Source organism: Streptococcus sp. oral taxon 056 str. F0418, from assembly GCF_000220065.1.
Taxonomy (GTDB): Bacteria; Bacillota; Bacilli; order Lactobacillales; family Streptococcaceae; genus Streptococcus.
On sequence record NZ_AFQU01000001.1, the window covers coordinates 1,456,311 to 1,468,639 of the forward strand.

Consider the following 12,329-nt stretch of genomic DNA (forward strand, 5'->3'; position numbering starts at 1 on the left):
GTTGGCATTTTCTAATAGTTGGGTAAAGAGGAGAAAAACGATATAATAGTATGAGAAAATAAAAAAGAGGCAGACAAGATGTTGATTTTCCCTTTAATGAATGATACATCCAGAAAGATCATTCATATAGATATGGATGCTTTTTTTGCTGCAGTTGAGATTAGAGACAATCCTAAGCTTCAGGGGAGGCCTGTAATCATTGGTCATGATCCACGTTTAAATGGGGGGCGAGGCGTTGTTTCTACATGTAGTTATGAAGCTAGAAAGTTCGGAGTTCATTCGGCTATGAGTACTAAAGAAGCCTATGAGCGTTGTCCACAAGCAGTTTTTATTTCAGGTAATTATGAGAAATATCAAGAAGTAGGACGTCAAATTCGAGAAATCTTCAAACGCTATACAGATAAGATTGAGCCAATGAGTATTGATGAGGCTTATTTGGATGTGACGGAAAATAAATTGGGGCTGAAATCAGCGGTTAAGGTTGCAAAACTTATTCAACACGATATCTGGAATGAACTGCGCTTAACAGCTTCAGCAGGTGTTTCTTACAATAAATTTTTGGCTAAAATTGCTAGTGATTATGAAAAACCACATGGTTTGACGGTTATTTTACCGGAGGAGGCGCAGCAGTTTTTAGCGCCTTTAGACATTGCTAAATTTCACGGAGTGGGGAAAAAAACTGTAGAAAAACTCCATCAAATGGGAATCTTTACAGGAGCAGATTTACTTGAAATACCTGAGATGGTCTTAATTGACAAATTTGGTCGCTTTGGCTTTGATCTTTTCCGAAAAGCACGTGGAATCAGCAATAGTCCAGTCAAGTCTAATCGTATACGAAAGTCTATCGGTAAGGAACGCACCTATGCCAAGCATCTCTATCGTGAGGAAGATATCAAAAAAGAGCTCGCTCTTTTGGCTCAAAAAGTTGCTCAGAGTTTAGAGAAACACCAAAAATCAGGGCGAACAGTCGTTTTGAAAGTTCGCTATGAGGATTTTAAGACATTAACCAAACGCAGAAGCTTGCCACAGGCAGTAAAAGAAGCAGAGCAAATTGAGCGAATAGCACATGAAATTTTCGATAGTCTAGAAGAACAGTCACGTCGCGGTATCCGTCTATTGGGGGTAACCGTCACAGGTTTTGATGAAAAATATTGAGTAATATCAGAAAGCCTTTCGGGAGTCTAAAGAAATGAAAGAAGAAGCAAAATCTTAGATTGTAAGCCTTAAATGATTTCATTTTACTTTATTTTTACTAAATGCTAGACAAAGGAAATTTTGTCTGCTATACTAGCAATAAATAAAAACCGACCGGTAGGTTTTTAAAAAGAGAGGATCAAAATGAAAAAATCAGTATTAGAAAGAACAAATGAACATATTGTTAATTTAAACAAAAATACAAATCAACAACTAGAAAAACAAAAAGCTTTTATTAGACGACAAAGAGACATTCAGAAGAAACAAGTCTATCAATTAACTCAGGGGGAGAATGCGCTTCGCTATACCAAGTGGGGAATGAAGGTAGGCTATGTGGTGCTTGCTGGCGGACTTGTTACAACTCTTTTTAGTCCTTGGCGTGGGCTGGGAGTGATGGCAGTAGGAGGTGTGTCGCTTCTTTCTAACTTTTATCATACCAAGCGCTTGGAAGAGAAAAAGAAGAATAAATAGCTTGAGTGATTTCGCTGATATGTCGATGGTAAGGTGATACCATTGTCTTTTCTTATTTTTTTGATAAAATAAATGAAAGCAAAGAAAGATGAAAGGATAGTAATGGTAACGAGGAAAGACAAATCTCAAGCAATGATTGACAAGATTTTGGTAACAGCTTCTCATCTTTTTGTTCAAAAAGGTTATGAAAAAACCAGCATGCAAGATATAGCTCAAACAGCCGGGATTTCAAAAGGAGCTATTTATCACCATTTTCAATCAAAGAGCGATATTATCTTTGCAGTCTTGAAACAGCGCTATCAACTTATGGAAGATGATTTGACGAACTGGCTGAAGACTACGGAACACCTGACAGGAAAAGAGCAACTGAAGGCTATTTTTCAGTTTAGTTTAGAAAGTCAGGGGGCATATCGGAATATGCTCGATGAAGAGTCTTTTGACGCTGAATTTATGTTGACAATGATGCGCTATAATCTTCGCATCGGTACACCTCTTATTGCGGACATTATTAAGAAAGGGATGAATGATAGCTCTATCCAGCATATTCAGTTTCCAGATGAGGTGGCTGAGGCTATTTTACTTTTGACAAATTTCTGGTTAGAAGGCAGTATGTTTGAGAATTCAACTGAAAGAATAGCCGATCGGATTTATTTTCTGCAATTTATGCTTGAATCAATCGGTTTGGATATTTTTGATGAGACGCTAATCAAGCAAATCTTACATCGCCAAATAGTAAAGAAAAAGTAGGTTAGGACTAGATGTCCTAACCTACTTTTTAGAGATTGGTGTCATCCACTTGGAACAATCGAGTAGATTATGTTAGATTTTAGCTATTATTTTTTAAAAAATTCCGAAATATCTTCTTCTCTCAGCCCAATCATAGGATCTATTTCTAGATAGTTGTCTGTGGTTAGAATAAAGTTTTCAGGTTCGTTAAACTGCTCTTTATCGGTTAAATTATTAGTATTAGCAGTTTCGGAAATGTTATTTTCCACAAGATCATCAAAACGATGAATAAGATATGTTTTACGAGCTGTTCCTGTATTTTTTGCTGCATAGTCGAAAGCCGTTAGTTCCCCTAGAAGAATGAGCTTACTCTTAGCACGTGTAATAGCTGTGTAGATGAGATTGCGTTGCAACATACGATAGCTACTTCTGGTAATTGGCAGAAGTACAACAGGAAACTCGCTTCCTTGTGATTTATGAATACTCATAGCATAGGCTAGGCGAATTTTATACCATTCACTGCGCGGATAGATGATCTCGTTTCCATCAAAGTTAATGGTCAGTTCATCTTGCTTAGAGTCAGTATATTTTGCAGGTAATAGATCCGTTATGTAACCTAAATCGCCATTAAAGACATTATTTTCAGCGTCGTTGACCAGGTGGATGACCTTATCTCCTTGTCGATATTGGCAGTCTGGTGCTTCAAAGATTAATTGATCATTTTCTGCTGGATTGATTAAGTCCTGCATGAGCTGGTTAATGTGATCGATTCCTGCAGGTCCTCTGTACATAGGAGCTAAAACCTGGACATCTTGGGCAGCAATGCCACTGCGGATGGCGGCTGCCACAATTTTTTTAATCATATCAGGAATGTATTCGCTAGGCGCCTCAAAATAAGAACGGTCTGCCTTTTTTTCTGTAAAGTCAGCAGGTAAGACTCCTTGTTGGATTTGACTGGCTAGAGTGACGATCGTTGAGTCTTCGCTTTGGCGATAAATTTTTGTTAGCTTGGTCTGCGGCAGTATGGGAATTTGTAGGAAATCTGCTAAAACTTGCCCAGGACTGACAGAAGGAAGTTGGTCTGCATCACCGACTATTAGGATTTTGCTATTGGAGGAGATGTTACTGAGAAGCTGATTGGCTAGCCAGGTATCGACCATCGAAAACTCATCTACAATGATGAAATCGGCATCTAGATAATCATCAAGATGGCTAATGTCATCGTCTCCAGTCATCCCAAGGTGGCGATGAATCGTAGCACTAGGGAGCCCTGTTAGTTCATTCATACGTCGGGCAGCGCGTCCAGTTGGAGCGGCAAGTAGGATTGGTAGTTCTTGTTTTTTCTTTAAATCTAGTTGGTGTAAGGCAGCATAAGTAGCAATAATCCCGTTAATAACAGTCGTTTTACCAGTACCTGGACCACCTGTTAAGATAAATACTTTATGGTTAATGGCGTCGCAAATGGCTTTTTTCTGTATTTGATCGTATTTGATTTTAAAATCTTGTTCGACCTGAGCGATGATTTTCTCGATTTTAGAAATTTCAAAACTTTCCTGTTTACCTTTTTCTAAAATACGTACAAGATTACTTCGAATACCTTCCTCGGCAAAATAAAGGCTGTTCTCAAAGATTTTTGTATCAACATTTTGAACTTTATCTTCTTCTATCAAATGGGCTAATTCGTCAGCAACCTTGGCTGGGTCAATTTCAACCTGGCGGGCTTTTTCAAGAAGGTCAATAGTGTATGCCAATAAATCGCGAGCCTCCAGGTAAGTGTCACCTGTCTCCATGGATTGCTGAAAAAGGGTGTGGACAAGCCCTGCACGAAAACGTTCTGGAGCATCGCTTTCAATACCGAGTTGCTGAGCTAATTGGTCAGCAATTTTAAAGCCAATACCTTGAATATCTTCTACAAGCCGGTAAGGATATTGTTGAATAATTTCTAATGTTTCTTCTTTGTAAGTATCTTGAATTTGAAGCGCAAGCTTGTTAGGAATGCCATATTCAGCTAGTTTAGCAAGCATCATTTCTGTGCCATAATTGAGATGGAGTTTGCTGACAAATGCTTCGCGATTCGCTGCAGATAGTCCGTTAATAGTAGTCAAACGACTGGGGTCAGCCAAAATTTCATCGATAGTATTGTCGCCATAGAGATCCACGATCTTTTGGGCCGTTTTCATACCGATGCCTTTAAAATGATCGCTAGCGAAATATTTGACTAAACCTTTGCTAGTTGGTTTAGCTCTTTCGTAGCGCGTGACTTTTAGTTGCTCACCATATTTAGGATGCTGTACAATGGTTCCCCAAAATGTATAGTCTTGTCCTTCCATGATGTCAGCCATGGTTCCTGTTACGATGATTTCAAAATTATCAAATTCTGCATCCGTATCATCAATATCTAGTAGCAAAATACGAAAGAAGTTGCTGGGATTTTCGAAAATAATCCGTTCAATTGTACCTGAAAAATAGAATTCCATCTCTCTCATCCTATACAAAAAAGAGCAGACAAGCCAATAAAAATGCTGTCCTGCCCTTGCTTTATAAATTTCTAATTAGAACAATCCAATCTTATTAAGTGGCCAGAAGCGTAATTTTGCTTCCCCCTCGATTTGACTTGCTTTGAAAGTACCAACATCACGACTATCTCTTGAGACTAGGCGATCATCACCTAGTAAGAAATAGTGTCCTTCAGGAACTTCAACAGTAAATGTTGAGCGTCCTAATGCGTCCTGGGTGAAGGAGTCAGCTTGTGATGCAATTTGTTGGAATAGTTTTCTGTAAGAGTAAGTTGACTGAAGCTTGTCTTTTTTAAACTTAGCGATATATTCTTTTAGATAGGGTTCATCAGTTTTTTTACCATTGATATAGAGCTGATCATTTTCATATTTAATGGTATCCCCTGGCATCCCAATAACTCGCTTCACAATGCGTTTTTCTTGACCGTTTTCGTCTGTTTCTTTTGCAACAACAATATCAAAGCGGTCAATAGGCAGATAGCGTATTTCAAGGAGATATTCGCCATTAGCCAAGGTTGGATCCATAGAATGACCACTTACTAAGAAGGGAGACCATAGAAAGAGGCGAGAGAGTAGAAGAGCTGCCATAAAGAGGATAAAAAATCCCCATTCAAACATAAATTTTTTAAAGCTTCGCATAATTTACCTTTCTAGTAATTTTCTGGCTTTTTCAGTATTTTTGAAATGTAGTTTAGCACAGGTATCAAGCCCTGCTAAGCCATAAGTTTTCAGGATTTGACAAGCTACCTGGTCACTTTTTTCTCCAGCTCCACTAGGTAGGATATAACCAAGCTCTTGGCTGAGATTTTCTAGATTCTCTAGAAAAAGGTCACGAGCAATGATGGAGCTGACTGCTACAGCCAGGTACTTATTTTCAGCCTTTTCTTCCAAATGGATGACTTGACTGACCTGATTGCGTTCTTGTGCGACATATCGTTGATAGTTTTTAGTCGAAGTGAAGGCATCAATGATGATGCGATCCGGCTGAACCCCTTTTTCAAGCAGAAGATAAATGGCTTGATTATGGAGTGCTACTTTGACGGAGACAGCGTTATATCCCGAATCAATCACTTCATTGTATTTTTTAGGGGATAAGAGCAAGGCTTGATGCGCCACTTTTTCTTTTAAGAGAGGTGCTAGTTGACGAATTTTTTGGTCCGTCAATGTTTTGGAGTCTCCTACGCCTAGGCTTCTCAGAAAATCTTCTTGCTCTTTCGTGACAAAAGAAGCAACAACTGCGAGGCCACCAAAGTAAGAACCATTTCCAACTTCGTCTGTCCCAATCATAGAAGAGTAGGCCATTTGTTCCTCATTTTCTACGACATTTTCGGCCTCTTTAAAAAACTTTGCATAAGTAGCTGCTTTCTCCCCTTGTAAGAGAACTTTTCCGGAAGTATAAATGCTCGCCGTCGCCTGATCCAAACGGAAAAAAAGCGAACATAAGGATTTTTACTAGGGGTGAGCTGATTTTGGTGTGCTTTTACAAATGCTTTTATTTCTTGCTCGCTTGGAGTTAAGCTAAACTGTCCCATGCCTTCTATTGTAACATAAAAAGGTGCAAAATTGAAAAAAGAGTCAATGAATATTTTAGAGGAAACATATTTTTGGATTAGAATCGCAATTTGATGAGCCCCAATCTGACAAAAAGCTTGATATTTGGTATAATACACTGAGGTGATTTTATGGCAAATTTGAATCGATATAAATTTACATTTGGAAATAAGACCATGACTTTGACAACAGGATTTGATAATTTATTTATGGAAGAAGTCGAAAAGGTTGCAACAGAAAAATACCAAGCAATTAAGGAAAGAATGCCTCAAGCAGATGATGAAACATTGGCGATTCTGCTGGCAATTAATAGTCTATCCACTCAGCTGAGTCGCGAGATTGAGTTTGATGATAAAGAAAGAGAATTAGAAGAATTGCGCCGTAAAGCTTTGACGGACTTAAAAGAAAAATCCTTGCAAACAGAGGGACCCTTATGATTATTTCAATACTGATTTTATTAGTTTTGGCATGGAGTTTTTATATTGGCTACACGAGAGGGATTGTTCTTCAAGGTTACTACTTGCTTGCTTCTTTGATTGCGGGCATCATTGCTAGTCAGTCCTATCAAGGTCTAGCCAAATTTTTGAGTCTATGGGTGCCCTATGCGAGTGCAACAGAAGGAGCTACCAACTATTATTTCCCAAGCAATCAGCTCTTCCATCTAGATAAAGTGTTCTATGCGGGTCTTGCATTCTTTATTGTCTATGCGATTGTTTATGCGGTTGCACGTTTTGTCGGTATTTTCATTCACTTGGTTCCAAAAGGTAATACAGATTCACGCTGGTACAATATAGCAAGCGGAGTGATGTCTGTTTTGGTTTCCTTATTTGTCATCGAAATGTTTTTGACGATTTTTGCAACAGTGCCACTAGCCTTTGTACAAAATCATCTAAATCACAGTGGTTTAGCAAGCTTTATTATTAACCATACCCCGATTACTTCTGGCATCTTAAAAAATCTTTGGGTGACGAAGGTAATCGGATAGAAACGACTCAGTTGGCCTGCTAGCTGGGTTCTTTTTCACTAGGATAGATAAGATATGAATACAAAAATTTTAGAAACCTTAGAATTTAACAAGATTAAAGAGTTGTTTGCTGTTCATTTGCAAACTGAACAGGGAAAATTAGAGTTGCAAAATCTACTGCCTCTCAGTAAAAAAGAAACGATTGAAAAAGCTTTTTTAGAAATAGTAGATATGGAGCAAATTTTAATTGAAAGCCCTCATTTTTCTATAGGCTCAACAAGAGATGTCGCAGCTATTACGAAACGCTTAGAGTTGGAAGGCGACCTGAATATTGAAGAGCTGCTTATTTTGAAGCGAATATTGCAAGTTTCGCAGGATCTAGCGACTTTTTATACAGATTTGGAAAACATTAGACTACAAGAATTGAATCGTGTTTTTGAGAATTTGGAAGTTTTTCCAGCGATTCAAGGGAGTTTTCAAGCTGTTAATGATGGTGGTTTTATAGAAAACTTTGCCAGCGAGGAACTAGGACATATTCGTCGAAAAATCCAGGAGAATGAAAACAAGGTTCGTGAACTCCTGCAAGACATCCTTAAGAATAAAGCAGAAATGTTGGCAGATCAGGTTATTGCTAGTCGGAACGGTCGTAATGTGCTACCTGTCAAGAATACCTACCGCAATAGGATTCCGGGAGTGGTACATGACATTTCTGCTAGTGGAACGACCATTTATATCGAACCAAGGGCAGTGGTTAACCTTAATGAGGAAATTTCTAACTACAAGGCGGACGAGCGCTATGAACTCTTACGCATCTTGCAAGAACTATCTGCTATGATTCGTCCGCATGCAGCTGAAATCGCCAACAATGCTTGGATTATCGGTCATCTGGATTTCATTTTGGCTAAATTGACCTTTATGAGAGAACGAGGTGCAGTAGTACCGTCACTGTCTGATACACAGGACATTCAGCTGCTACAGGCTCGCCATCCCCTAATTGAAAATGCCGTGGCTAATGATCTACATTTTGGCTCGAATTTGACAGAAATTGTCATTACCGGTCCTAATACTGGTGGTAAGACCATCATGCTGAAGACCTTGGGGCTGGCTCAAATCATGGCTCAGTCAGGTCTTCCGATTCTGGCGGACAAGGGGAGTTGTGTCGGGATATTTAGTCAGATTTTTGCAGATATTGGGGATGAGCAGTCGATTGAGCAGAGTCTATCGACATTCTCCAGTCACATGACTAATATCGTCTCTATTTTAGAGCAGGTCGATAGCGACAGTCTAGTTTTACTAGATGAACTAGGAGCTGGGACTGACCCGCAAGAGGGTGCAGCTCTGGCTATTGCTATCTTGGAAGATTTAAGACTGCGACAGATTAAAACCATGGCGACGACTCACTATCCTGAGCTCAAAGCCTATGGGATTGAGACGGACTGGGTGGAAAATGCCAGCATGGAATTTGATACAGATAGTTTGCGTCCGACCTATCGCTTTATGCAGGGCGTACCTGGACGCTCCAATGCCTTTGAAATCGCTCGGCGTTTGGGCTTGTCGGAAGTTATCGTTGGTCATGCCCAAGAGCAGACCGACACAGACAGTGATGTCAATCAGATCATTGAGCGCTTAGAGGAGCAAACGCTGGAAAGCCGCAAGCGCTTGGACAATATCCGCGAGGTAGAGCAGGAAAATCTCAAATTTAACCGAGCCCTCAAAAAACTATACAATGAGTTTAATAGGGAGAAAGAGACTGAGCTCAATAAGGCGCGCTTGGAAGCCCAGGAAATCGTTGATTTGGCTTTGTCAGAGAGTGAGAGCATTCTCAAAAATCTCCATGATAAGTCCAGCCTCAAACCGCATGAGGTCATTGAGGCCAAAGCTCAGCTTAAAAAATTGGCACCAGAAGTAGTTGATTTATCAAAAAACAAGGTACTCAAGCAGGCCAAGAAAAATCGGGCGCCCAAGGTGGGAGATGATATTCAAGTCACTAGCTATGGCCAACGGGGAACCTTGGTCAAGCAACTCAAAGATGGACGCTGGGAAGCTCAGGTTGGTCTCATCAAGATGACTTTAGAGGAGCAGGAATTTAATCTCCTCAAGGCTGAAAAGGAACAGCAACCTAAGCGCAAGCAGGTCAATGTGGTCAAGCGTGCTAATTCTGCTGGACCAAGAGCTAGACTAGATTTGCGAGGTAAGCGTTACGAAGAAGCTATGAAAGAGCTAGATGAATTTATCGATCAGGCTCTTCTTAATAACATGGCTCAGGTGGATATTATCCACGGTATAGGGACAGGTGTTATCCGTGAAGGAGTGACAAAATATCTCAGCCGCAACAAGCACGTTAAGTCCTTCGGCTATGCACCACAAAATGCTGGTGGTAGCGGTGCAACGATTGTGATCTTTAAGTAGGATGAATAAAGAAAAATGGCTTAGTTAGCCATTTTTTGTGCTATAATGTAGGCGTATAATAGATTGGAGGAAGAATCTATGAAATTTAATCATTTATCAGATTCCTGCACGACTATTTTGGTAGGCAAGAAGGCCAGTTATGACGGCTCAACCATTGTGGCTCGTACAGAAGATTCACAAAATGGGGTCTTTACAGCCAAGAAATTTGTCGTAGTAGAACCACAAGACCAGCCCCGCCATTATCAGTCTGTTTTGACGTCTTTTGAGATGGATTTACCAGATGATCCAGTCCGCTATACGGCAGTGCCTGACGCAGTTCCCAAAGACGGGATTTGGGGAGCTGCTGGGATTAACAGCTACAATGTTGCTGTTAGCGCAACGGAGACGATTACGACCAATAGTCGTGTGCTGGGAGCTGATCCGTTAGTCGAGTTAGGTATTAGCGAAGAGGATATCCTTACGCTGGTTCTTCCCTATATCAAGACCGCTCGTGAAGGGGTTCTACGCTTAGGGAAAATCCTAGAGGAGTACGGCACTTATGAGTCCAATGGGATTGCTATCTCAGATGTCAATGAGATCTGGTGGCTAGAAACCATTGGTGGCCACCATTGGATGGCGCGTCGGGTGCCAGATGATGCCTATGTGACCAATCCCAATCAGCTGGGCAGTGATTATTTTGAATTTGACAATCCAGAACACTTCCTCTGTCATCCAAATCTTAAAAACTTTATCGAGGAAAACCATCTCAATCTGAATTATTCGGATGAGGGTTTTAATCCTCGCTATGCTTTTGGCAGTCAGAAGGATAAGGACCGCCATTACAATACACCGCGAGCTTGGGATATCCAGCGTTTTCTCAATCCAGAAGTGGAGCAAGATCCAAGGAGTTTCTTTATTCCATGGTGCCGCAAGCCTTACCGCAAGATCACGATAGAAGATGTCAAGTATGTCCTGAGCAGCCACTATCAGGATTCGCCTTATGATCCTTATGGAGCAGAAGGGGACCACCATAGTAGACGGGCATTTCGGACTATCGGGATCAATCGGACCAGTCAGACAGCCATCTTGCAGCTGCGCCCTAACCAACCGCAGGAAACGACAGGTATCCAGTGGCTATCCTATGGCTCCATGCCTTACAATACGGCTGTTCCTTTCTTTACTCAGGTCTCAACTACACCAGATTACTTTGCCAATACGACGGACAAGGTTTCGACGGATTCTTTCTACTGGGCCAATCGACTGATTGCTGGGTTGGCTGATGCTCATTTTAGCAGTCATGTCGGAGACTTGGATGATTATCAGGAAAAGACTATGGCCTGGGGTCATGAAATGATTGGTCGGATAGACCGAGCTCTGGCTAAGGGCGAGGCTGTTGACTTTGAAGCTGAAAATCAAGCTATGAGCGACAAGGTGCAAGAAGCGACAGACCAGCTCTTGGAGAAAGTACTCTTGGATGCCAGCAATCTCATGACCAACCACTTCTCACTGAGTGACTAATAGGCAATGGTTGTTAAAGTATAATGTTGTTTTAGGGGGAAAGGCTTACTATGGAAGAACTATTTAAACAATTATTAACTCCTGCTATTATTACAGTTTTTACAGCCCTAATTTCAGGAATATATGCATACTTTCAAAAGAAAAAAGAAGTATACAGAAAATATGTCTACGAAAATAAGCAAGAGGATTTTAAAAAACTAATAGTCTATGCTGAAGAAATTGCAGAACTTAGTCCAGAAAGTTCTGAGAAGATCAAGAAACTCTTATTTAAAATTTCTCAAAGGATAAACCCTTATGGACGAAGGATTAAAACATTTGGATTATACCAATGGGTAAGAGATGATGGTTATATTTGGTTTAAAATAGATGATATTGGTAAGAAAATAAAGGAAGGGAGCGTTGAGCCTGAGGATTTAGAAGAATTAGCACATCGTATACAAGTGTCAAAGAGACTATTAGATGTGAAAATAGAGAAAGATACCTCATCAATTAGTAGTTCGCAACTTTGGCTCTATTTTTTACAGTACTCTATGTTGTTGCTTCAATTTTTATTAGGCTATTTTCTATTTCAACAATGGTCTAATACAAAGGATGAATATCTGATAACGTCAATCCTTTTTCTATCATACTGCTTACTTGTTTCTATTGTTAGCCTTCTACTTCTTCCAGAACTTGTAGTTGGAAGTGGAAATAGTGATAGAAAAACTCCTATACTGTATTCTATACTTATCTCAGTTATTGATGCTTTAGTTGTTCGAGTTATATGCAAAGATATAATTGGTGTTGAGAGAAGTAATTTTTTAGGGGTAGTATCATTTTTTTATTTTTGTTTATAATTTTGCTGATTGTGGTTTTGAAATCTACAATCTTTGGAAAAAGTGAAGTTGGAAAAGTTTCCACAATATATAAATTTGAATATGCTTCTTTACAGTCTACTAAAGAAAAAGGAGTGTGGAAAAGTTTTATAGAAAATAACAAATTTTGTAAAAAAGGAAATAGGG

At 39.9% G+C, this 12,329-nt stretch carries 10 protein-coding genes and 1 pseudogene; 8 read left to right on the forward strand and 3 right to left on the reverse strand.

Annotated features, from left to right (window positions below):
- Window positions 1-78: 78 nt before the first annotated feature.
- From dinB to HMPREF9182_RS07345, 3 genes are all read left to right on the forward strand, one after another.
- Window positions 79-1,155 carry a DNA polymerase IV gene (gene dinB, locus HMPREF9182_RS07335; RefSeq protein WP_009443636.1) on the forward strand — a complete coding sequence of 359 codons (1,077 nt, stop codon included), beginning with the start codon at window positions 79-81 and terminating at the stop codon, window positions 1,153-1,155.
- Between the two features lie 183 nt (window positions 1,156-1,338).
- Entirely contained in the window at window positions 1,339-1,665 is a 327-nt protein-coding gene (locus HMPREF9182_RS07340) for a hypothetical protein (protein WP_009443858.1), read from the forward strand.
- Between the two features lie 102 nt (window positions 1,666-1,767).
- Complete coding sequence (locus tag HMPREF9182_RS07345) at window positions 1,768-2,412, forward strand: TetR/AcrR family transcriptional regulator (RefSeq protein ID WP_009754904.1); 645 nt, start codon at window positions 1,768-1,770, stop codon at window positions 2,410-2,412.
- A gap of 86 nt (window positions 2,413-2,498) precedes the next feature.
- Here the strand turns inward: HMPREF9182_RS07345 and recD2 are convergent, their stop codons facing one another.
- The 3 genes and pseudogenes from recD2 to rnhC all read right to left on the reverse strand — a co-directional run bounded on the left by recD2 (window position 2,499) and on the right by rnhC (window position 6,439).
- Window positions 2,499-4,868, reverse strand: a complete 2,370-nt coding sequence (recD2, locus tag HMPREF9182_RS07350) for an SF1B family DNA helicase RecD2 (RefSeq protein WP_009754249.1) — start codon at window positions 4,866-4,868, stop codon at window positions 2,499-2,501.
- A gap of 75 nt (window positions 4,869-4,943) precedes the next feature.
- Window positions 4,944-5,546, reverse strand: a complete 603-nt coding sequence (lepB, locus tag HMPREF9182_RS07355; RefSeq protein ID WP_009443397.1) for a signal peptidase I — start codon at window positions 5,544-5,546, stop codon at window positions 4,944-4,946.
- Window positions 5,547-5,549: 3 nt separating this feature from the next.
- Window positions 5,550-6,439, reverse strand: a pseudogene (gene rnhC, locus HMPREF9182_RS07360) (ribonuclease HIII).
- Window positions 6,440-6,589: 150 nt separating this feature from the next.
- Between rnhC and HMPREF9182_RS07365 the strand changes: the two are divergent.
- From HMPREF9182_RS07365 to HMPREF9182_RS07385, 5 genes are all read left to right on the forward strand, one after another.
- A complete protein-coding gene (locus HMPREF9182_RS07365; RefSeq protein ID WP_009443325.1) occupies window positions 6,590-6,895 on the forward strand; it encodes a hypothetical protein in 306 nt (101 codons plus the stop codon).
- The gene (locus tag HMPREF9182_RS07370) at window positions 6,895-7,443 is read left to right on the forward strand and encodes a CvpA family protein (protein ID WP_037603091.1); all 549 of its coding nucleotides are present in this window, start codon (window positions 6,895-6,897) and stop codon (window positions 7,441-7,443) included. The genes HMPREF9182_RS07365 and HMPREF9182_RS07370 overlap by 1 nt, the downstream gene beginning before the upstream one ends.
- Window positions 7,444-7,497: 54 nt before the next feature.
- Window positions 7,498-9,831, forward strand: coding sequence for an endonuclease MutS2 (locus HMPREF9182_RS07375; RefSeq protein ID WP_009443270.1), 2,334 nt, complete (start codon window positions 7,498-7,500; stop codon window positions 9,829-9,831).
- 78 nt (window positions 9,832-9,909) lie between these two features.
- A complete protein-coding gene (locus tag HMPREF9182_RS07380) occupies window positions 9,910-11,328 on the forward strand; it encodes a C69 family dipeptidase (RefSeq protein ID WP_009754836.1) in 1,419 nt (472 codons plus the stop codon).
- A 50-nt stretch (window positions 11,329-11,378) separates the two neighbouring features.
- Window positions 11,379-12,164, forward strand: coding sequence for a hypothetical protein (locus tag HMPREF9182_RS07385; RefSeq protein ID WP_009443828.1), 786 nt, complete (start codon window positions 11,379-11,381; stop codon window positions 12,162-12,164).
- Window positions 12,165-12,329: the final 165 nt, after the last annotated feature.